Source organism: Acetobacter pasteurianus subsp. pasteurianus LMG 1262 = NBRC 106471 (assembly GCF_000285275.1).
Taxonomy (GTDB): domain Bacteria; phylum Pseudomonadota; class Alphaproteobacteria; order Acetobacterales; family Acetobacteraceae; genus Acetobacter; species Acetobacter pasteurianus.
Genome location: NZ_CADO01000139.1, coordinates 469524 through 491182 on the forward strand (window position 1 = coordinate 469524; position 21659 = coordinate 491182).

The 21659-nt window shown below is 54.7% G+C and carries 23 protein-coding genes; 7 read left to right on the plus strand and 16 right to left on the minus strand.

Annotated features, from left to right (window positions below; genetic code table 11):
• Positions 1 to 55 precede the first annotated feature (55 nt).
• A complete protein-coding gene (locus tag APA10_RS14110; RefSeq protein ID WP_003628802.1) occupies positions 56 to 901 on the plus strand; it encodes a lipid-binding SYLF domain-containing protein in 846 nt (281 codons plus the stop codon).
• A gap of 53 nt (positions 902 to 954) precedes the next feature.
• Here the strand turns inward: APA10_RS14110 and mltG are convergent, their stop codons facing one another.
• The 10 genes from mltG to APA10_RS14160 all read right to left on the minus strand — a co-directional run bounded on the left by mltG (position 955) and on the right by APA10_RS14160 (position 10195).
• Positions 955 to 1989, minus strand: coding sequence for an endolytic transglycosylase MltG (mltG, locus tag APA10_RS14115; protein ID WP_035365611.1), 1035 nt, complete (start codon positions 1987 to 1989; stop codon positions 955 to 957).
• Positions 1979 to 3289, minus strand: coding sequence for a beta-ketoacyl-ACP synthase II (gene fabF / locus APA10_RS14120; protein WP_006115244.1), 1311 nt, complete (start codon positions 3287 to 3289; stop codon positions 1979 to 1981). Before fabF ends, mltG begins: the two co-directional genes overlap by 11 nt.
• Before the next feature lie 64 nt (positions 3290 to 3353).
• On the minus strand, positions 3354 to 3593 hold the full coding sequence (locus tag APA10_RS14125) for an acyl carrier protein (RefSeq protein WP_003628807.1): 240 nt from the start codon (positions 3591 to 3593) through the stop codon (positions 3354 to 3356).
• 304 nt (positions 3594 to 3897) lie between these two features.
• Positions 3898 to 4641 (minus strand): 3-oxoacyl-[acyl-carrier-protein] reductase, encoded by a 744-nt coding sequence (gene fabG / locus APA10_RS14130; RefSeq protein ID WP_003628809.1) that lies wholly within the window; start codon positions 4639 to 4641, stop codon positions 3898 to 3900.
• Between the two features lie 22 nt (positions 4642 to 4663).
• A complete protein-coding gene (fabD, locus tag APA10_RS14135; protein ID WP_003628811.1) occupies positions 4664 to 5608 on the minus strand; it encodes an ACP S-malonyltransferase in 945 nt (314 codons plus the stop codon).
• A 174-nt stretch (positions 5609 to 5782) separates the two neighbouring features.
• Positions 5783 to 6298, minus strand: a complete 516-nt coding sequence (locus tag APA10_RS14140; RefSeq protein WP_003628813.1) for a YdcF family protein — start codon at positions 6296 to 6298, stop codon at positions 5783 to 5785.
• A 29-nt stretch (positions 6299 to 6327) separates the two neighbouring features.
• Positions 6328 to 7587, minus strand: coding sequence for a class I SAM-dependent methyltransferase (locus APA10_RS14145; protein ID WP_003628814.1), 1260 nt, complete (start codon positions 7585 to 7587; stop codon positions 6328 to 6330).
• A 17-nt stretch (positions 7588 to 7604) separates the two neighbouring features.
• Positions 7605 to 8354 (minus strand): glycine betaine ABC transporter substrate-binding protein, encoded by a 750-nt coding sequence (locus tag APA10_RS14150; RefSeq protein ID WP_003628816.1) that lies wholly within the window; start codon positions 8352 to 8354, stop codon positions 7605 to 7607.
• Between the two features lie 202 nt (positions 8355 to 8556).
• Positions 8557 to 8919 (minus strand): hypothetical protein, encoded by a 363-nt coding sequence (locus APA10_RS14155; RefSeq protein ID WP_003628818.1) that lies wholly within the window; start codon positions 8917 to 8919, stop codon positions 8557 to 8559.
• Positions 8920 to 9133: 214 nt separating this feature from the next.
• Positions 9134 to 10195 (minus strand): lipid A deacylase LpxR family protein, encoded by a 1062-nt coding sequence (locus APA10_RS14160; protein WP_003628820.1) that lies wholly within the window; start codon positions 10193 to 10195, stop codon positions 9134 to 9136.
• Between the two features lie 379 nt (positions 10196 to 10574).
• On the opposite strand from APA10_RS14160, the gene APA10_RS15525 reads away from it, so the two are divergent.
• Complete coding sequence (locus APA10_RS15525; protein WP_006115255.1) at positions 10575 to 11252, plus strand: cold-shock protein; 678 nt, start codon at positions 10575 to 10577, stop codon at positions 11250 to 11252.
• A 103-nt stretch (positions 11253 to 11355) separates the two neighbouring features.
• Here the strand turns inward: APA10_RS15525 and smpB are convergent, their stop codons facing one another.
• The 4 genes from smpB to APA10_RS14185 are packed head-to-tail and all read right to left on the minus strand — an operon-like array spanning position 11356 to position 14392.
• The gene (gene smpB, locus APA10_RS14170) at positions 11356 to 11862 is read right to left on the minus strand and encodes an SsrA-binding protein SmpB (RefSeq protein ID WP_003628823.1); all 507 of its coding nucleotides are present in this window, start codon (positions 11860 to 11862) and stop codon (positions 11356 to 11358) included.
• Positions 11862 to 12752 (minus strand): 4-hydroxy-tetrahydrodipicolinate synthase, encoded by an 891-nt coding sequence (gene dapA / locus APA10_RS14175; RefSeq protein WP_003628825.1) that lies wholly within the window; start codon positions 12750 to 12752, stop codon positions 11862 to 11864. Before dapA ends, smpB begins: the two co-directional genes overlap by 1 nt.
• A gap of 10 nt (positions 12753 to 12762) precedes the next feature.
• On the minus strand, positions 12763 to 13650 hold the full coding sequence (locus tag APA10_RS14180; protein WP_003628827.1) for a prephenate dehydratase: 888 nt from the start codon (positions 13648 to 13650) through the stop codon (positions 12763 to 12765).
• A 7-nt stretch (positions 13651 to 13657) separates the two neighbouring features.
• Positions 13658 to 14392 carry a 3-deoxy-manno-octulosonate cytidylyltransferase gene (locus APA10_RS14185; protein WP_003628829.1) on the minus strand — a complete coding sequence of 245 codons (735 nt, stop codon included), beginning with the start codon at positions 14390 to 14392 and terminating at the stop codon, positions 13658 to 13660.
• Positions 14393 to 14500: 108 nt separating this feature from the next.
• Between APA10_RS14185 and APA10_RS14190 the strand changes: the two genes are divergently transcribed.
• From APA10_RS14190 to APA10_RS14205, 4 genes are all read left to right on the plus strand, one after another.
• The gene (locus APA10_RS14190; RefSeq protein ID WP_003628831.1) at positions 14501 to 15019 is read left to right on the plus strand and encodes a c-type cytochrome; all 519 of its coding nucleotides are present in this window, start codon (positions 14501 to 14503) and stop codon (positions 15017 to 15019) included.
• Positions 15016 to 15813, plus strand: coding sequence for an inositol monophosphatase family protein (locus APA10_RS14195; RefSeq protein ID WP_035365614.1), 798 nt, complete (start codon positions 15016 to 15018; stop codon positions 15811 to 15813). The genes APA10_RS14190 and APA10_RS14195 overlap by 4 nt, the downstream gene beginning before the upstream one ends.
• Positions 15814 to 15916: 103 nt before the next feature.
• A complete protein-coding gene (gene serA / locus APA10_RS14200; protein ID WP_003628833.1) occupies positions 15917 to 17176 on the plus strand; it encodes a phosphoglycerate dehydrogenase in 1260 nt (419 codons plus the stop codon).
• Positions 17177 to 17178: 2 nt separating this feature from the next.
• A complete protein-coding gene (locus tag APA10_RS14205; protein WP_003628834.1) occupies positions 17179 to 18690 on the plus strand; it encodes a YifB family Mg chelatase-like AAA ATPase in 1512 nt (503 codons plus the stop codon).
• 23 nt (positions 18691 to 18713) lie between these two features.
• On the opposite strand, the gene metC is transcribed toward APA10_RS14205, so the two are convergent.
• Positions 18714 to 19922 carry a cystathionine beta-lyase gene (gene metC, locus APA10_RS14210; protein ID WP_003628835.1) on the minus strand — a complete coding sequence of 403 codons (1209 nt, stop codon included), beginning with the start codon at positions 19920 to 19922 and terminating at the stop codon, positions 18714 to 18716.
• Complete coding sequence (locus tag APA10_RS14215; protein WP_003628836.1) at positions 19919 to 20860, minus strand: sulfurtransferase; 942 nt, start codon at positions 20858 to 20860, stop codon at positions 19919 to 19921. Before APA10_RS14215 ends, metC begins: the two co-directional genes overlap by 4 nt.
• A gap of 69 nt (positions 20861 to 20929) precedes the next feature.
• Between APA10_RS14215 and APA10_RS14220 the strand changes: the two genes are divergently transcribed.
• Positions 20930 to 21655, plus strand: a complete 726-nt coding sequence (locus APA10_RS14220) for an AI-2E family transporter (protein ID WP_250697616.1) — start codon at positions 20930 to 20932, stop codon at positions 21653 to 21655.
• Positions 21656 to 21659: the final 4 nt, after the last annotated feature.

The following is a 21659-nucleotide window of genomic DNA, read 5'->3' on the forward strand; positions in this document are numbered from 1 at the left end:
AAAAGCGTGCTTTCTAGCAGATCATATTTACCGGCTTATTGTGGAGAATTCCGGCATGCGTCTGGTTACTCACCTCTCTTCTGCTTCTCTGGCTTTGGCTGCAGCGTTTTCTCTGTGCGTTGTGGCACCGGCTCAGGCGGCTGATAAGCCGCAGGCGCTGGTTGATAAGGCTGCCCTGAGCGTACAGGATGTTTTTGTAGGCGCAACTGGGCAAAGCCCGATGGTAACCAATCTGGCCAAGGCACGTGCCGTAATGGTGTGCCCAGATATGTTCCGCATGTCTATTGCATTTGGTGGCGCGCATGGTGGTTGCCTGCTGTTGGCGCGTGATGCACGTGGTTCATGGTCTGATCCGGCATTTTACACCCTTAGCACCGCATCATTCGGTTTGCAGTTTGGAGTGCAGAGTTCCGAGATCGTTTTCTTTGTCATGACAGATCGCGGCTTGCAGGCCCTGCTGGATAGCCAGTTCCAGTTTTCTTCCAATGCTGGAGCTTCTTTTGCCAGCATGAGCACGGCAGTTGCTAAAGGAAATGCGGGTGCACGCAACACGGATATTCTGATCGCCCAGAAATCTCAGGGTGTGTTTGCCGGCGCTTCCCTGGGGGGCAGCAAGCTGACAGTGAACAGTGATGCCAACCGTGAATACTACAAGCAGAGTGTTGGGCCGGAAGATATTGTGGTGAGCATGCGTGTGAATAACCCGGATGCAGATCCCCTGCGGAGTGTGCTGATGCGTTATGCCGCCATGGCAAAAAACGTAAGTGCATCTTCCACATCCTCACGCGCATCTAACAGCAATACGGTTTCTCAGAGCGATGCAGATGCTCTGGCAGCAGATACCGTTGGGGCATCTGGCGGTGGTGGTATCAAGCAGGAAAGCCTGAGCCCTTCTAGATAAGTTTTTCTGGGTTAAAGTATTAAGCGCTTTTTGCCCGTATGGGTGGAAAGCGCTTAATTTGTATTACGCTGCCGAAAAGCAGAAACATTCCGATTATGTTCGGCCAGAGTGGTGGAAAAATTATGCCCACCATTGCCATTTGCCACAAAGAAAAGAGCATCCCCACTGGCTGGATGCGCCGCGGCTTCTAATGAAGACATGCCGGGTGAGCAAATAGGCCCGGGAGGCAACCCCGTAACAGCATACGTATTATAGGGATCTGGCGTAGCGAGATCTGAGTGCGTAAGAGCCCGCCCTAGCGGTGGATTGCCATGCGTTATGGCATAAATCACGGTAGGGTCTGTTTGCAGTTTCATACCCTTTTGCAGGCGGTTTAGAAAAACGCGCGCAACCATGGGCCTTTCTGCTGGTAAAGCTGTTTCTTTTTCTATCAGGGAAGCCAGCACAAGCAGAACCTGCGGTGAGGATATAGTGCCATCCAAAGCCGGATCATGCTTTCGCCAGACAGTATCCAGCGCCGTTTGCATGGCGTTTTGTGCACGCTTTACAATATCTGCCCGCTGGCTATTTCTCAGGTAATTATAAGTTTGTGGTAATGTGCTGCCCTCTGCGGGCAAAGGTGCCTCGCCTTCCAAAAAAGGCGCAGAAGCAATAACGGCCTGAATCTGGTGGGCAGAAAGCCCTTCCGGAATGGTCAGCTTATGTAAAACCGGTTTGCCGTGCCGCAGAATAAACAGCGCATTCTGCATGGAAACATGTTGTGGAAAATGCAGTTCTGCAGCGTGTAGCTGGCCACTTTTACGCGTAAGAGAAATGGCGGTTACAAACAGCTTATCTGTGAACCAGCCAGACGGCAGCACCTGTGCCTGTTGTAGCGCGCTTATCGTGCTGGCGTAGCCACCATGTGGCACCACAACATCCGTAGCCACTGGCAGAGGCCCCGGTTTTGTATAGCTATACCATGCAAAAAAACCTGTTCCTCCCCCTGCTAATGCAGAAAGAAGAAACAGGCCCCCTAGCCATTTCAGGGCAGCACGGCCTTTTTGGGCTGGCTGTTTTACAGGCTTCTTTTTCGGTTTAGACGCCACGCACAATCAGGCTGGCATTTGTGCCGCCAAATCCAAAGCTGTTGGAAAGAGCCACGTTGATTTCCCGCTGCTGTGCCGTGTGGGCAATGCGGTCAATCACGCTTTCACGTGATGGATTGTCTAGGTTCAGCGTAGGCGGTGCCACGTTATCCCGAATAGCTAGAATGGAGAAAATGGCTTCCACAGCACCAGCCGCACCAAGCAAATGGCCTGTTGCAGATTTGGTGGAAGACATGGCCAGCTTACGGGCATCATCACCAAACAGACGTTCAACGGCTTCTAGCTCAAGATCATCCGCCATGGTGGAGGTGCCGTGAGCATTGACGTAGTTGATATCTGCCGGGGTAAGGTCTGCACTTTTCAGTGCAGCGCGCATGGCGCGGTATGCCCCGTAATGGCCTTCTGCCGGTGCGGTAATGTGGTATGCATCACCAGACATGCCGTAGCCGATAATTTCGCCATAAATCTTGGCGCCACGGGCTTTGGCGTGTTCGTATTCTTCCAGCACCACAACGCCGGAACCTTCACCCATTACAAAACCATCGCGGTCTTTATCCCATGGGCGGGAGGCTTTTCCGGGTGTGTCATTAAAGCCGGTGGACAGCGCACGGGCCGAGCAGAAGCCAGCAATACCCAATGGGCAAACGGTTGCTTCCGCACCACCTGCCACCATTACATCGGCATCACCAAACATGATAATGCGCGCAGCATCACCAATGGCATGCACGCCGGTGGCGCAAGCTGTGACAACTGAATGGTTTGGCCCCTGGAAACCATATTTGATGGAAACATGGCCAGAAACCAGATTGATGAGAGCGGACGGGATAAAGAACGGCGAAAGACGCCGTGCCCGACCTTCATGCACGGTAATGGAGGCATCATAGATGGTTTGCAAACCACCAATGCCAGAGCCAATCATCACACCGGTGCGGCATTTATCTTCTTCGGTTTCAGGTTTCCAACCGGAATCCTCCACCGCTTCCGTTGCTGCCACCAACCCCATGTGAATGAAGCGGTCCATTTTGCGCTGGTCTTTGGGGGAAATCCACTCGGAAAGTGTAAGCTTTCCTTCTGCGGTCGGCCCTTCCGGCACTTCCCCAGCCACATGGGCCGGCAGATCGCTTGGGTCGAACTGCGTGATTCTACCAATCCCGCTTTCGCCTGCAATCAGACGTGACCATACGTTTTCAACGCCCAGACCCAGAGGTCCGACGATGCCCATTCCGGTGACGACTACCCGTCTCCGTCCAGAATTTACTCCGGCCGACTGCAACAAACCAGCCCGCTCCCTGTTCTGCACGTATATGGTCCCTCAAATAGCAGAGGGACCCACAGTTTCCGTTAAACGCAAAAGTACCTGAAAATCAGGCAGCTTTCTGCTTTTCGATGTAATCGATAGCATCTTTAACGGTGGTGATTTTTTCCGCTGCATCTTCCGGGATTTCGACATTGAAGGCTTCTTCAAACGCCATCACCAGCTCAACGGTATCAAGGCTGTCAGCGCCCAGGTCATCGATGAACGATGCATCCGGTGTGACCTTGCTTTCCTCGACGCCGAGATGCTCGACCACGATTTTCTTAACCTTATCAGCGATTTCGCTCATCTGTCTTTGTATCCCATAGGCCCGGTTTTACATGCGGGCAGGTTGTTCTGGTGCCTGCTCTACCACAACCCCCATTGGTAGAAGAATAGAAAACAGCACTGCTTCCGTTATTCTTCCCCAGCAACAGGGGTTGCGGGCGCTTAGCACGTTTTTCCATCACAAGCCAAGGCAAACCGGAAAAGACTTTCTTCCGGCCCCTCGGCCATGTGCGTGTTTGTATAGTCTGTCTGCCACATCTGAAAGGATTTTGCACCCTCTCTTCTGCGCAGGCAAACGCAGAGGCCAAGTTTAAGGGCGTTACCCCTTAAACCATTGCCATACCGCCGTTTACATGCAGCGTGGTGCCCGTAACCCATGCTGCTTCGTCCGATGCCAGATACAGCACGGCAGAAGCCACATCTTCTGGCTGCCCCAGACGGCCCAGCGGAATCGCGCCCAGCAGTTTTTCTTTCTGCGCGTCTGGCAGAACGTCTGTCATGGGGGTCACAATAAAGCCCGGTGCCACCACGTTTACCGTAACACCACGCGGCCCAGCTTCCTGTGCTAGAGATTTGCTCATGCCCGTAATGCCAGCTTTTGCCGCGGCATAGTTGGCCTGCCCGGCATTGCCGGTAGAGCCAATAACAGAGGAAATGTTGATAATACGCCCTGCCCGACGGCGCAGCATGCCCTTAAGCGCTGCACGGCACAGCCGGAAAGGAGAAGACAGATCAACGTTTAAAACCTGATCCCAGTCTTCATCTTTCATGCGCAGGGCCAGCATATCGCGCGTTAGGCCTGCATTGTTCACCAGAATATCAATAGGAGCCCCGGCAGCTTCTTCTGCCTTGGCAATCAGGCCATCGGCTTCTGCTGGGTCAGAAAGGTTGGCTGCCACGTAGAATGCGCGCCCTTCTCCCAGTTCTTCTGCCTGTTTCTGCAACACGGCTTCACGCGTGCCAGACAGCACCACTTTTGCGCCCTGTGCGTGCAGCAAACGCGCAATGGCGCTGCCAATGCCACCGGTTGCGCCTGTAACCAGTGCGGTTTTTCCGTCCAGTTTGAACATGATATGTATTTACCAGCTGTTTTTACAAAGTTTTCAGGAAAGATTCGATATCGGCGGGCGTTCCCACAGAAAGGCCGGTCACTTCGGAATCAATGCGGCGCACAAGGCCGGACAGCACTTTGCCTGCACCAATTTCTACAAACGTATCCACGCCCATGCCCACCATGGCGGCCACACTTTCGCGCCAGCGCACACGGCCAGTAACCTGACGCACCAGATTTTGCCGAATCGTATCGGCATCGGTTTCGCGCTCGGCCGTTACGTTGGCAATTACGGGCACAATCGGGGCGGTAATTTCGGCTTTGGCCAGTGCTTCAGCCATCACATCTTCTGCTGGTTTCATGAGCGAAGAATGGAATGGTGCGGAAACCGGCAGCTTGAGTGCGCGCTTGATTTTCATTTCCTTGGCGATGGCAATGGCTTCATCAATGCCTGCGCTCTTGCCGGAAATAACAATCTGGCCGCCGCCGTTATCGTTGGCAATTTCCACATCGCCTTTGGCAGAGGCTTTGGTGCAGATGTCTTCTGCCTGTGCCAATGTAACGCCAATAAGGGCCGCCATGCCGCCTTCCCCTGCGGGAACAGCTTTCTGCATGGCCTGCCCGCGTAGCCGTAGCAGACGTGCCGCTTCTGCCACACCAAAGGCGCGCCCCGCAGCCAGAGCGGAATATTCACCCAGGGAATGCCCAGCCAGCAACGTAACTTTGCCGGCAAGATCCAGGCCGCCATCCTGCTCCAGAACGCGCAGAACAGCCATGGAAACCGCCATAAGCGCTGGCTGGGCGTTTTCTGTGCTGGTCAGGCTTTCCATCGGGCCTTCAAAAATGATTTTGGAGAGTTTTTCGCCCAAGGCGTCATCAACTTCTTCAAAAACAGAACGCGCCGCAGGAAAAGCTTCTGCAAGCTCCTGCCCCATGCCAACAGACTGGCTGCCCTGTCCGGGAAAAACAAATGCGTAAACGGCCATGATACTCACTGTTCCAAATTTTTCCTTGCCAGACGGATGGATGCCATCTGTTTTGGCAAGATCATGAACTGCGCGGGCTGCTTTGTTATGTTTTACGCAAAATGGCGGCCTGTAAAAAGGAAGCCACGCAAAACGCAGACCGGCAGGAAATCGGGCGGCAGAATACGGCGCAGTTTAGCGCCGCACAATACGCCAGCCCAGAACAAGCAGTGCATCCCACGGCAGGGCAAGACATTCATGCGCAATACGCAGGAGTTTTTTGCGCATGTTGGGCACATGCGGTTGTGCGCGTAAAAAGGGTACGGCCTGCACTTTCCAGCCTGCAAGGCGCATGAGCAAAACGCAGCGCGGCAGATGTAAGGGGCTGGAAACAACAGCTATGGGCTGAGCAGCAGAATACCCTGCCTGACGTAGCAAACGCGTGCAGGCAACGGCGGAATCAAACGTATCTCCCGCCGTGGGTTCGGCCAGAATAGTATCTAGAGCAACGCCAGCCTTTAACAGGCAGGAGGCCATAACATCTGCTTCTGTCTGGCCATTTTGCGGCACGCCACCCGTGGGAATATACACAACGGACCCATGCGCAGCGCCAAACACAAGTGCTGAATGCACCCGGTTTAGGAGCGCGACAGAAGGGCTACCATCTGGATTGAGGGCTGCACCAAAAATAATTACGGGCAGTGCTGACAATTCAAATCTCCTCCCCGCAATGGGTGCAATCAGGCTGGAGGACGTAACAGTACGCGGTTAAGTCGTTCCAATGTGGTAAAACCTTCACCCCATACCTTGCGGAACTTGCTTTCCGAAATGCCACGTGGAGCCACGGCCTCTGCCAAAGCACCAACTGTGCGTTCACCGTCAATTAAGGGCAGAATGCCGCGCATTTGTGGCGGTAAGGGAATGGGCACAATTAGCGTGCCAAACGCAAAAGGTAGTGTGTGATCTGGCCGCATCTGCTTGGCCAGTTCTACCCCCGGTATTTCACGCATTACCGGCACAGCCGCAAAATCTAGCGGGTCTGGCGGCGTAACGCGCGCGCCTTTGCGTACAACATAGGCAACGTGCGTGGCCATATTGCCAGCCAGATCTTCCGCTATGGCGGCCTGCTGCTGCCATGGTAGGCTGCTGATGCGTGCGCGCAGGCGTGGATCTGGCAAAAACAGGGTTGGATCATACCGTGCCGGTTCCATAAGGCAGGATGGTTCCAGTCCGGCTTTGTCCAGAAACTCCAAAAACTCGGTAACGTTATAAGCACGATCTCTTGGGTTTAGCAGCAGGTCATACAGTCCTGCATCGCCGCCAGAGAGATGATCTCCAAAGTTACCATTCTGCCTTAGCCAAGCTGTAGCTGGCAGCGTGCGCATAACGCGGCGCGCCATATCAAGTCGCGCTTGAGGTGTTTCGGAATGCGGTGCAATTTTTTCCAACGCATCCTGCACCATGTAAACGCCTGTGCGCCCATAGGGGGCATAGACCATCAGCCCCATCCCGCCACCGGACGCGAGGTGCTTCTCCAGCATGGCCAATGCGGCATCAGGATCAGGCAGATGATGCAGCACACCGCAGCAATCAATATAATCAAAAAGGCCCACATCCAGCCTATCCAGCTCTGTCAGAGACCCCTGAATGAAGCGGATATTTGCCAATTCCCGCGCTTGCGCGCGTGCCTGCGCAATGGAAAGCGCTTTTTGGGAGCGATCCACACACACAACCTCACCGGGGCGACCGGCGCGTTGTAGGTGTGTTGCCAGCATGATGGCGCCATCCCCCGTGCCACACCCGGCCACCAATGCCCGTAAAGGCTGGCTTTGCGGCCGTTTGGCACCAAAAACCCAGTAGTCAATTTCCCGCAAATGGCTAGGGCTGCCTATTAAAAGGCGCTTGGCCTCATCCTGCGGGTTTCTTTCCGGGTATGGATACGCCTCATACTGGGCAGCAAGGCTGGAATCGCGTGTATCGGCGGGAGATTGATCTGTCATGCTGGCGCGGCCTTTCCTTAGCGGGGCAGCAGTTTGCCGCGCTGCCAGGCTTCTGCCGCTTCATCGGCTGTCATGCCTTCAACACGCATGGCGTAATCCATGGCGCTGATGATTTTGGCGCTCAGCATCAGTTCATCCAGTTCGTCCAGCAGATCCTGCTCCATTTCATCCTTGGTTTCTGCACGGATCAGAATGCGCGCGTCCTGTTCGCCCCCCAGTGCATTCTTGGGGTCGTTCAGAATACGGAAACCGCCAATGTGGAACAGGAAGCAAGGCTGAAACAGCGGCATCAGCACCAGTTCTTCCCGCTTGAGGGCGGCGTTGAGTTCTGCCAGAGCTTCTTCATCGGGCAGCATTTTCAGGCTGAAGCCTGCGGTATCCAGCCCATACTGCTGCAACACATTTTCCATGTGCTTTTGCAGGGATGCAGGCGTGATAATGGTGCGGGAAAGCTCTGGCCCAGCCTGTGCCACATCATCCAAAGATGTCAGCGGCGTATCTTCTGCGGAAATGCAGCAATGGGCTGCTGGGCGAAACAGATTGCCAAGAGGCAGAATGCCGGGGGCCAGCATGTCTGCATCCTCATCTGGCAGCCAGGCAGATACGTAAAAATCAACCTCACCCTTTTTGAGCATGTCTGTCAGCACGTCTTTAGGGCCAGTGACAATATCGGGCTCTACATCATTGGCTTCCAGAACGCGGATGATTGCTGCTGCCGTAGCCTCATGCACGGTGGTTTCGGGGTATGCGAGGGTCAGGCTTGTCATCTCAGGATCCTTTCAGATCTGCTCGAACTGGTGATGGTCTGGGTAGTCCTTGCAGCAGGAGAAACCCATGAGGCAATCCCTGAAATGGAAATAACAGGATTTCGTAATGATTTGGTGCAAGGCTGGCGGGTAAAAAAAAGCCGCCCTTCCCTTGGGAGGGAAGAAGGCGGCCAACCGGAATAATACCTATAAACTGGGGCGTTTAAGCGGCAACAATACCCTGTTCGCGCGGCATGACGGGACGGATCATGTTCAGGGCATCTGCAAAGGTGTTGAAGCTGCCCAGTTTATTGTCACGGATAGCATCCATAACAATCCAGCGGTTGCCGTGGCAGTAAATCTGGTAAGCGGGATCTGAGGTTTCGCGCACCCATACCACAACATAACCAGCGGAAACGCCGGCCTGCTTCTGTTCAGATACAAAAACATCCGCATCGCAAATGCCCATGGGCTGAGCAGCCTGAACCCAACGGGTGAGGTAAGCCTGCTGGCGGGATGTGATCTCCATCTGGAATGGGATGATCTGGCAGGTGTGTTGCTGAGAAGATGTTGATGTGCGCGACATGGTTTCTTTTATCCCCCTTACAATCCCGGTTCGGTCTTGATGTTTGGAGTGTAAAAGAGCCGCGGCGCGCTACGCTATGAGAAAACGAATGTTAACGCCTCAAAAGCAGGCAGGTTTGAGGCCTCGTGACGAAAAAAACACAAATGCACCTAAACTGCACAATTTTTATGCCTGTTTTTTGTGCAATCGCCCTTGTGTGGTGCAGAAAAAAGAATCAGAACTTTGCCGAAACCATTAATGACCCATAGTTAAACAGGCCAGACTTGGCTGTGGTGAACTGCTGCGTCTGCCAGACCTGGCTGTAGGAAATGCGCAAACCGCAGAACATAAAGGCCAAACCGGCGTGAATTTCACCCACATCCCATTTTTTAATCACATGGAGAGAATTGCTGCGCATGGTGTTGCCTTGCAATGAGGCATCATACCCAACGGCCTCACCCGTTACGCCACCAAAGATGTACCATGAAAAAGGACGCCGGGATTTATAGGCATCCGTACCATCTGTGCCGGAAGCCTGAATGGTAGGTGTGCCGAAATCACTATCCAGCCCCTGCCCAATACGGAACACATCACCAATGCGGCCATAAATCTGGTAATCGCCAATGGCGGCCGCGGCTGATGGCAGCATGTCAAATTCTACGCCAAACACATGCGCCAAGGGCAAACGCCAGATACGCCCACCCTGCACCTGAAAGATGGGCTGGTTTTTAAGCTGATGAGACCAGCCCTGATTTTTGGTATCGCCAATCAGGCCGTGGAATCCGTTCTGGAGTTGCTCGCCCAGACCGCCCGGCCCCATAATACCAAACTGAATGCCAAATACGCTGCGGGTTCTATCCGTATCATTAATAAGATTCACGGTGCCTAGCAGCAGGCTGGAATAGGGCCTGTCATTAATACGGGCCGTTTGCGCCTGCCCCGAAGCCCACGGGCTGGAAACCTGCGTGTTGCGCGGCGTAAAGATAAGTTGCTGCAAACCAATGCTGATACGCTGTACCCCTTCCCCCCAGATGGCCTTGTTAATGGCGGCAATGGGGGTGGGCAGCGTGTTGGTGCCGGAGGTCCAGTTAAAGCGCAGGCCGCTGGTATAGTATTGGTCCGACGTGCCTTTCAGGGTGGTGATGGCATCATTTTCACCCTGAAGGGTCCAAGTGCCTTTGTTGTCAGAGGCAGGAGTCGCTTTGGCGGAAGAAAGAGAACACACGGATGCCCCTGCCAGCATAAGAGACGCAAGGGCAAGGCGCCGTGCGCGAAGCCGTTTTAAAACTACGGGCATGCTTTTTCTTCCATTTGGCCATGTGCGGGCATGATTCTAGGCTGTTCTTAATGGATAATACCCGCACAAGAAAGCCCGTTTCCCCTTATCCTGTCCTGCTGTGGCTATCATGCCAGCATCGGGTGGGTATGGGCGCGGAGATATCACATAACTGTGAGATTAAGAAAAGTGTGTGAAACTCCCGCCAATTTCATGCTTTTCTATAGTCGCACGCTGTTGGCTGTGCTACGGAAACAGTGGGCGCATTTGCAGCTTTCAGGAACGGGAACGGTGGCGTTTTCTTCAAATTACGTAAACCTGTCAACCCATTCCGGCAAACTGCCCGTTTTTCAATATCGGGAGAAGCTTCAGCCTTCTCCGTACTCCAGGATCAAGACCGTTGAAAAGTAACAGGACCGACCGCAGCTCTCGTTTTCCTCGCCGCGGCGGATTTGATGACGATTACATGTCCATGCCTTCCTTTGGTGAGCGCCCTGCATTTGGTGGCGGTGACCGTGGTGGATTTGCACCGCGCCGTGGCGCTGGTGGTCCGCAGGTTGTGGCTTCCGGGCCGGAAGTTGGTGCAACTGTTAAATGGTTCAACAGCGAAAAAGGCTTCGGCTTTGTTGAACTGGCAGATGGCACCGGTGATGTATTCCTGCACGCTAATGCACTCTCTCAGGCAGGCCATCAGGGTGTAAGCCCGGGTGCGACACTGGTTGTACGGATTGGCCAGGGCCCGAAAGGTCGCCAGGTTGCGGAAGTTATTTCCGTTGACGAAAGCACCGCTCAGCCAGAACGCCCCCGTGCACCGCGCCCCGGTTTTGGCAGCCGTCCGGCTGGCCGCCCTGCCCCGGATCTGTCCATGGCTGAAGACACACGTGGTACCGTAAAGTGGTACAACTCTGTCAAAGGCTTTGGCTTCATCACACCGGAAAGCGGTGGCAAGGACATTTTCGTTCACGCTTCTGCTCTGGAACGGTCTGGCCTGAGCGCACTGAACGAAGGTCAGGGTGTAAACGTAAAAGTGGTTCAGGGCCAGAAAGGCCCGGAAGCTGCTGAAGTTTCTCCGGCCTGATCCTGATTTTAGAATTAGGTTTCAAGAAAAAACCCCGGTTTTGCCGGGGTTTTTTTTATGCTTGGCTGATTGAATATTTAAACAGGCAAACGGAAAAGAGGGGTTAGTAGTCTCCCTTCCCCTTGTTCCGGATCAAGCGCGCTTTATCACGCTGCCAATCTCTGTCTGCAATGCTCTGGCGCTTGTCATGGCTTTTCTTACCGACGCCCAAGCCGAGCGTGACTTTAGCTAAGCCTCTATCATTAAAATGCACATTCAAAGGCACAAGAGTTGCGCCCTGCTTGGCAATAGCACCTATAAACTTGCGCATTTCCTTACGGTGCATCAGCAATTTGCGCGGGGCGCGCGTATCAAAGCGAGAAAGAACGCCCCCCTGGTATTCGGGAATATAGCTGTTGAACAGCCAGAGCGCTCCATCGCGTTCACCAGCAAAGGCTTCGTTAATGGTGGCACGGCCAAGGCGCAGGCTTTTTACTTCAGCGCCCTTTAGTACGAGCCCGGCCTCAATGGTTTCCAGAATATTGTAATTGAAGCGCGCCTTACGGTTTTGCGCCACCATGCCATGAGAGATCATGGAGCTTTTGGCAGATTTTCCAGATTTGGAGCTCATCAGTTCAGTAGCCCGACATCAACAAGAGCAGCGCGTATTTTCTCACGAGAAGGTTCGGTTAGCGGTGCAAGCGGTAGGCGGCAGGTTTCACCAGCAAGCCCTAGCAGACTGGCGGCGTATTTGGCGGGGGCCGGATTGCTCTCGCAAAACAGCGTATCATGCAACGGTAGGAGCTTGTCCTGAATGGCAATGGCATCTTGCGTGCGGCCTTGCTGCCACGCCTTTTGCACATTGGCGCACAAAGCGGGTGCCACATTGGCGGTTACACTAATGCAGCCATCACCACCCGCAGCCAGAAAAGCTACGGCGGTGCCATCTTCCCCAGAAAGCTGGTTAAAACGCTTTTCTACGGCGCGGCGCACCTGCAATGGGCGCAGCAGGTTGGCTGTGGCATCTTTTACGCCAATAATGTTGGGGTGCCGTGCCAGGCGCGCCATTGTTTCCACGCTGATATCAACAATGGAACGGCCCGGAATATTGTAAAGAATAACCGGAATGGAAATGGCATCAGCAATAGCCATGTAATGCCGGTAAAGCCCTTCCTGCGTGGGCTTGTTGTAATAAGGTGCAACCACCAATACAGCATTTGCCCCGGCTTTTTCAGCATACTGTGCCAGATCTATAGCTTCGGATGTGCTGTTTGAACCTGCGCCTGCAATAACAGGAACCCGCCCGGCCGATACCTTAATGGTACGCTCCACAACCGCGTGATGTTCGGCATGAGAAAGGGTTGGGCTTTCCCCCGTTGTGCCAACAGCGCACAAGGCGGCTGTACCCTCACGGATCTGCCAGTCCACCAGTTTTTCGAACGAGGCAAAATCCAGACTGCCGTCCCGGTTCATGGGGGTAATCAGCGCGGTAATGGACCCGGAGAAAAAGGTATCAGACATGGGCAGTCACTTATCCTGAAATGGCATGTGCCGGCATGGCGCGCGGCGTATCCTGAGAAGTATGCTGGCGGAAGGGCGATTGAGGGTAGACACCTAGAATTGTGGTGTTCTGTGCAAAAAAATCAAGTTCTGCCAGTGCTTTGCTCAACCGTATATCATCTGGGTGTCCATCAACATCCAGCAAAAAACGGGTGGCGGCAAAGGTTTCACCAGACATGTAGCTTTCCAGCCGGGTCATGTTTACGCCGTTGGTGGCAAACCCGCCCAGCACTTTATACAACGCGCCGGGTTGGTTTTTGACACTGAAGATCAACGTCGTCATCACATTGGGGGTTTCTACCGGTGGGCGGTCTGCTGTGCGGGAGGCAATATAGAAACGCGTGGTGTTGTGGTCTGCGTCTTCCACGTTCTTTTTAAGAATTTCCAGCCCATACAGTTCTGCCGCCAGAGCAGAAGCTACAGCGGCTTCTTCTGGCTTTTTCCATAGAGCCACCAACTCCGCAGCGCCTGCCGTATCAAACTCGGCTACGGGTTCCAGATTGTAATCACGGATCAGGTTTCTGATCTGCCCTAAGGCCACAGGGTGCGTATGTACGCGCCGCACCTGTTCCATACGGGTGCCGGGCACAACCAGTAGGCAGTGTTCCACCCGCTGAAAGTGCTCTCCCACAATTTGCAGGCCAGAAGCTGGCAACAGAGAATGGATATCCGGCACGCGCCCGGCCAAGCTGTTTTCGCACGCCAGCATGGCTAGTTCGGCCCGGCCCAGATGCACGGCATCAATGGCATCAGCAAAGGTGCGGCATGGCAGGGTTTTCCACCCCGGTTTGGCATTGCGGCATGCCAGATCTGAATACGCGCCCGGTGTGCCCTGAAAGGCGATAACCTTTTGTGTCATGCCTCAATTATGCTCCAAATGCACGGCGTGCGCGTTCCAAGTCTTCAGGTGTATCCACCCCAAATGGCGCTGATGCAAGGCGTGTGCAGCCAATACGCATGCCAGCCTCCAGTGCCCGCAGTTGTTCCAGACTTTCACGCTTTTCCAAACCAGATGGTGGCAGAGCTACAAATCGCTCCAACGCAGCGCGGCGCCACCCGTATACACCAATATGGTGCCATAGCGGCCCATTGCCCCACGGAATAGGCTGGCGGGAAAAATAAAGCGCAGGCGCTGTTTGCGTGTCCTCTGAAAAATCACAGGCCACTTTCACCACAGAAGATGCGTTCTTTTCAGCATCCGATGTTACGGGCGCAACCAGTGTGCCAACATCATACGCAGGGTTGGCCATAACATCCATAACGGCACGCAATGCCTGTGGTTCAAATGTTGGCAGGTCCCCCTGCAGGTTCAGCAGTACGTCATATTTACCATCAGGATCAAACGCTTGGGTGGCCTGCCATACTCTGTCTGACCCGGAAGGTAAGTCGGGGTCTGTCAGAATCGCGGTGCCACCTGCAGCGGTTACAGCATCATAAATTTCCTGATCCGCCGCGGCCACCACAACCGGGCCAATATTGGCGGCCATGGCTGCATCCCACACACGCAGCACCATGGGGCGGCCAGCAATGTCTGCCAGCGGTTTTCCTGGCAGGCGAGTGGAAGCAAGCCGGGCAGGTATGACAACAAGAGAAGAGACCATCAGCTTGCTCCGAAAAGCGGCTCGTCCTATAGCCGGTTGAAAGCGGCGCGCAGTTTATGAAAGCTGCACGGTAAACGCAACCGGCAGAAAACGAGGTGCCTCCCGGGCATGGATGGCAGGTTTCTGAACAGAATAGCGGTTTCCGCCGTGCTTAGTGCGGCAGTGCTGGCAACATGTGTGTTTGCTGCACGCAGCACCGTGCCAGATACAGCCCCTGCCCGCCCTGCTTTTTCTTTGCCGGGGTTAGAGCCCGTACCTATTGCTCCGTTAATGGCGCAGGCCAATGTGCAGCGTGGTGGTGCAACCGTCAGGCAGGTTTGCGCGCAGTGCCACGCCTTGGCTGGTGGGGCCGCGGAAAACGCCGGGCCGCCGCTAGCCGGTGTTGCTGGGCGTGGTGTGGCATCATGCACTGGCTACACCTATTCTGCGGCGTTACGGCAGCATGCAGGCCAGCATTGGACAGACCAGATGCTAGCGGATTGGCTTATGGCCCCTGCCCGCTTTGCGCCCGGCACACGTATGTCTCTCACTGGTATACCAGATCCCGCCCAACGGGCGGATGTTATTGCATTTCTTCACACTCTCGGCGGGCAGGTTGCGCCCGCACAGGCAGGATGCACACCATGACACATTCGGAAGAACTCGGCCTTTTTACAGATGTCGCCACCATGATGGCAGATGCCGCCCGCACGGTTGTGCGTCCGTGGTTCCGACGAGATGTGGCGGTGGATGATAAAAAGGATGCAAGCCCTGTAACCATTGCAGACCGCAGTGCAGAACGTGTGATGCGCGCCATTCTGGCTGAACGCCTGCCTGATCACGGCGTGTTTGGTGAAGAATTCGGCCACGAAAACCCAGAGGCTCCGTGGCAATGGCTGTTGGACCCGGTGGATGGCACGCGGGCTTTTGTAACGGGGCGCCCCATGTTTGGGACGTTGATTGCCCTTTGCCATCATGGTGTGCCGGTGCTGGGGCTGTTGGATCAGCCGGTGCTGAATGAACGCTGGCTGGGTGTGAAAGGTCAGCCTACGCAGTTTTCATCACCGTTGGGCGGTCGGCCTGCCACACGTAAGAACGTGGCGCTGGAAGCCGCAGAAATGTCCTGCACATCCCCAGAAATGCTGGAACTGGCCCCGCACACCGGCTGGAAAACCTTGAAAGCCTGCGCCAAACGCATGACATGGGGCGGAGATTGCTACGCCTATGGCCTGCTGGCTTTGGGGCAGATTGATCTGATAGCAGAATGTGACATGAATCCGTGGGATTGGGCTGCCCTTGTGCCCGTTATTGAAGGCGCAGGCGGCGTGATAACAGCATGGGATGGCACGCCCTTACGGATGGATGGAGACCGCACAGTACTGGCGGCTGGCTCGGCCTCTTTGCATCAGCAGGCCGTGGCAACATTGCAGGCAGATCGCTAGATTTCGGTATCTTTTCTTTATCTCTCATGCGGCGGCCCTATCAATTTTGTAGTTTTTGAGATAGGTCTGCCGCTCGGCACAACAGCTATTTGGTCGGTTCCACATGAGCACAAGCACGCACCTGTCTCTCCCCAAGGACAAGATCCGCATTCTGCTGCTGGAGGGTATCCACGATAGTGCCGTCGCCCTTCTTAAAGCCAGCGGTTATGAAAACGTTGTGCGTCATAAAGGCGCGCTGGAGGGCGATGCCCTCAAAGAGGCGCTGGAAGGTGTGCATATTGTTGGCATCCGTTCCCGCACGCAGCTGACCAAGGAAGTGCTGGATGGCGCAGACCGGCTTATGGCCATTGGCTGCTTCTGCATCGGCACCAATCAGGTTGATCTTGAAGCTGCACGTATGAACGGTATTCCCGTTTTTAACGCACCTTACAGCAACACACGTTCCGTGGCGGAACTGGTGATGGGCGAAATTGTCATGCTCATGCGCCGCATTTTCCCACGCTCTGTAGAATGTCATGAAGGTAAGTGGTCCAAATCCGCCCATAATAGCTGGGAAGTACGCGGTAAAACGCTGGGTATTGTCGGCTATGGCTCCATTGGTTCCCAGCTTTCCGTGCTGGCAGAAGCCTTTGGCATGCGCGTGGTGTATTACGATGTGGTGGACAAGCTGGGCCACGGGAATGCGCTGCCGGTAGAAACGCTGGAAGACCTGCTGGCGCAGAGCGATGTTGTGAGCCTGCACGTTCCGCAGTTGCCTACAACCAAGAACCTGATGGGTGAAGCCCAGATCAAGGCGATGAAGAAAGGCTCTTTCCTCATCAACAATGCACGCGGCAACGTGGTTGATCTGGATGCGCTGGCAGAAGCACTGGAAAGCGGCCACCTGCTGGGTGCGGCTATTGACGTGTACCCCAAGGAACCAAAAGGCCCGAACGACAAGCTGGAAACACCTGTGCAGGGGCTGGATAACGTTATCCTTTCTCCACACGTTGGTGGTTCTACCGTGGAAGCGCAGGAACGCATTGGCGTGGAAGTGGCGCGCAAGCTGGTGGAATACTCCGATGTGGGTTCCACATTTGGTTCCGTGAACTTCCCAGGCGTTCAGTTGCCGCAAAGCCCACGTGGCACCCGCTTTATGCACGCGCACCGCAATGTGCCGGGCATGATGATGCGCCTGAACGAAATCTTCATGAATGCAGATTGCAACGTTACGGCGCAGTTCCTGCAGACGGATGGAGAAATCGGTTACGTGGTGATTGAAGCCGATACCGGCGGCAACACGGAACTGGATGATCGTCTTCTTCAAGACCTGCGTGGCATGGAAGGCACAATCCGCGCACGTTTGATTTACAAAGGTAAATAAGCGTGTCTATCGGGGCGGGAATACTCAATTCCCGCATCCGTAGCTTTGCCTTTTGCGGCATAGAAGCCCGCCCCGTTTGGGTGGAAGTGCAAATTTCTAGCGGTTTACCAGCCTTTTTAATGGTTGGCCTGCCAGATAAAGCCGTAGCAGAAGCGCGCGAACGTGTGCGTGCGGCACTCACTTCCATCGGGCTTGCCCTGCCAGCCAAGCGTATTCTGGTTAATCTTGTTCCTGCGGATATTCCCAAGGAAGGATCGCATTTCGATCTGCCCATAGCTTTGGCGTTGCTAACAGCTATGGGCGTGATACCGGGCGAGGAAGTGGCGCGTTATGCCGCTTTGGGCGAACTTTCCCTAGATGGACGGCTTAACCCGGTTGCGGGTGTGCTTTCTGCTTCCCTAGAAGCCGCTTCCATGAATTTGGGTTTGGTGTGCCCTGCGGCACAAGGGCAGGAAGCCTTGTGTGGTGGGGATATTTCCATTCTGGCCGCACCAGATCTACTGGCACTTATCAATCATTTCAACGGATTACAGGTTTTATCTCCTCCAGAGTTTTCTGCGCAGGAAGATGAACCGGTATCTGAACCCGATCTGGCGGATATACGCGGGATGGAAACGGGCCGCCGTGCGCTGGAAATTGCAGCGGCAGGCGGACATTCCCTGTTGCTCAGTGGGCCGCCGGGTGCAGGTAAATCCATGCTGGCTGCGCGTTTGCCTAGTCTATTGCCTGATCTTTTGGTGGCAGAAAGTCTGGATGTTTCGCGCATTTATAGTGCGGCGGGTTTGCTGGTAGGTGGTCGGCCCATAAGGCGTCCGCCTTTTCGTGATCCGCACCATTCGGCCAGTTTGCCCGCTTTAGTGGGCGGAGGTGCCCGTGCGCGGCCGGGTGAAATCAGCCTGGCGCATCGGGGTGTATTGTTTTTAGATGAATTGCCAGAATTTTCCCGCTCCGCTTTGGAAGCACTAAGGCAACCGTTAGAAATCGGCCAGATCAGCATTGCGCGGGCGGCCGTGCACGTTACCTACCCTGCCCGCTTCCAGCTTATTGCGGCCATGAACCCATGCCGTTGCGGATATCTGGGCGATGCCAGCCGAGAGTGCCGCAAAGCCCCGCGCTGTGGTGAGGATTACATGAACCGTCTTTCTGGCCCCTTGCTGGACAGAATAGACATGCATCTTGCCATGCAGCCCTATGAACCCTTGGGGTATATGGCAGGCCCACCGGGAGAAAACAGCGCAACAGTAGCTGAACGCGTGCGGTGTGCGCGCCAGATGCAGGCAGAGCGGCAAGGTGCGCGTAAAAATGCAGAAGCCGCATTGGAAGATCTGTGTGTATCGGCAGAAGCGCAAAACATGGCGCAAGCCATAGCGGCCAGATTTCGGTTTTCTGCACGCGGCTATACACGCATGTTACGCGTAGCACGCAGCATTGCTGATCTTGCTGGAGAGCTGGATATTCAGCCCCAGCATGTGGCAGAAGCAGCTACCTATCGCAGCCGGGGTTCTGCTAACTAACCCCGGCTGGTAGAATAAAGTGGTCAGGCGCTTTTAAGAACCTGCAAGCCCTGTTCCAGATCAGCAATCAGATCATCCGGGTTTTCCAGCCCAATCTGAAGGCGGAAGGCAGGTCCATTCTGCACGGGGGATTCACTGCTGCGGGTAATGCCGCCTGTGGTCGGAAGAATAAGGCTTTCATACCCACCCCAAGATGCGCCAATGCCATACATCTTCAGGGCATCAATCATGCGCTGCATGTCCTGCACTGTGTAATCGGCTTTCAGCACAACACCAAACAGGCTGCCTGCACCGGTAAAATCACGCTTCCAATATGTATGGCCGGGGCATTCCGGTAATGCAGGGTGCAGTACGCGAGCCACTTCTGGCCGGGTTTGCAGCCATTTGGCAATGTGCAAGGCAGATTTTGCCTGCTGAGCCAACCGCACACCCATGGTGCGGAGGCCGCGCAAGGTAAGCCAACATTCATCCGGCCCAGCCACCTGCCCCATCTGAATGGCGGCATCGCGCAATGTATGCCACAGGCGCGTATCGGCAACAGTAACGGCACCCGCAATTACATCAGAATGGCCTGCCGGGTATTTTGTAAGCGCCTGAATGGAAACATCCACGCCATGTTTGAATGGCGCAAAAATACCAAAGCCCCATGTGTTATCAAAAAATAGCAAGGCACCATGCGCATGGGCAATTTCTGCTAACATGGCAACATCCTGCACCTCAAACGTGTGGCTGCCGGGGCTTTCTGTAAACACCACGCGCGTATTGGGACGCATAAGAGCTGTTATGGTTGCGGCAGCTGCACAGGGTGGAAAATATGAAATTTCCACTCCAAAGCGCTTGAGCATATTTTCTGCAAAGCGCCGGGTTGGGCCATATACGTTATCTGCCAGCAGGCAGTGGTCGCCGGCTTTGAGAAAAGCCAGAAGCGGCGTGGTGCAGGCTGCCAGACCAGAACAGACAACTTGCGTGTCCGTACCCCCTTCTATGGTGGCAATGGCTTTTTCCAGCTCATGCTGGGTGGGCGAGCCCATAGCCCCATAAATGCTGACATGCTCATACCGCTTGCGGCCAGTTTGTTGCATGGCATCCAGAGAAGGAAACACAACGGTAGAGCCACGTTCCAGTGGCAGGTTTACGTAGGTGCCTGCTTCTGTTGCTTGTGGGCGGGCAACATGGCTGAGGGAAGATGCAAGTTTAAGCCAGCCGGCGGAAACTTTGTTTGCGTCTGTCATGCTGTGCGTTCCACTGTTACGGGCGCATTGGGGAAGCTGCCCCATTCTGCCCAGGATCCATCATACAAGGCACCCATATTGAGCCCGGCAATAGCCAGACCTGCCGTCAGCACGGCAGCTGTCATACCGGAGCCGCAGGTGGTTATGGGAGTATCAGATTCCGTAACGCCTGCTTGTGCAAAGAGCGCGCGCAACTGTTCTGGGGGCAAAAACTGCCCTTTTGTATTCAGCAGGTTTTTATAAGGCATATTGCGTGCACCGGGCATATGGCCAGAGGCAACATTTGGCCGAGGTTCTGGAGTTTCGCCATAAAAACGGGCAGTGCTGCGGGCATCCAGAATGGGATGTGAGCCGTGTTTCACAATATCCAGCATGTCCCCCAGCCCCACAATATGCGTGTAGCATGTGCGTGGCTGATAAGGTGCTGGCAATGCCGCGGTAGGAGCAGCAGCTTCTGTTGGGTGTCCATCACGCACCCATGCGGGTAATCCGCCATCAAGAATAAAGCTGCGTTCATGCCCAAACAGGCGTGTTAACCACCACCCGCGGCAAGCCGATGCCACATTGCCCTGATCATAAAAAACCACGGTATCCTGTGCCGTTATACCCAGCCTGCCAAACAGGTGGCTAAACCGCGCGGCGGAGGGAGCTGTATGCGGCAACGCACTTTCTGGGTCAGAAAACAGTTCGATATCAAAATACCGGCTACTGGGAATATGTGCTGCGGCAAAACTTTGCTGCGGGTTAAAGGTTTCTCCCGGCAAAAGGGCAGTTGCATCCAGCACATGCACGCCGGAGGTGCCAAGCATTTCGGCCAGTTTTTGTGTGGAAATAAGAGGTGACATATCGGCTGCCTGACCTACTGTTATTTTGAATATTCTGCGGCAAAGATCACACAGCCCTGTCTGGCTGGCAAACAAAACATCATGGTGCGGCATGTTAAGTGTGCATGGAGAAGTTTTGTTTTCACACCAGACAAAATCCAGATTTCATGATTTAATGGCTGAATGGCAACTGGTCAGCCCGCTTCTACCGAACGCATCATGCGGCTGCTGCTTTTAGGCGGCATTACGTATGGGTGCGTGCTGGTGCTTGCACCCTTTTCTTCCGCTCTGCTGTGGGCGGGTGTGCTGGCTTATACAACATGGCCATTGTTTCAGCATTTGCGCCGCCGCATGGGGCCAAACGCCGCCAGCCTGACCATGACGCTGCTGTGTGCCGTGGGCGTGGTGTTGCCGTTGGCGTTTTTGGCATCTGCCTGTGTATCATCCGGCCCCCGTTGGGCGCGGCAGATTATGGCATTTGTTGGCACTATTCATGAACTTCCACCCCTGCCCCATTGGATTGCATCGCTGCCGGCATTTGGGCCGGATATCAGCCACCATTGGGAGCGCTGGAGCCGCAACATCAGCTCTGTGGGGGATGAACTGCGCCCCTATGCGGGAGAGATTATTCAATCTCTTCTTGAAGTGTTGATGCGCATGGCCAATGGCGCCCTGCATCTGGTTATGGCGCTGTTTATTGCCTTCTTTTTTTGGCTCAGTGGCCCCATGTTATGGGATACGGTGCAGGCCGTTATGGTGCGTATTGCGGGGCATCAGGCCGGGCGGCACCTGCATATTGTGGGCAGCACAGTACGCGGAACAGTGTATGGCATTTTAGGCACCGCGATCATACAGGGTATTCTTCTGTGGTTACCGTCCGTTATGCAAGAGTTTTCTGACCCATATTGACGTG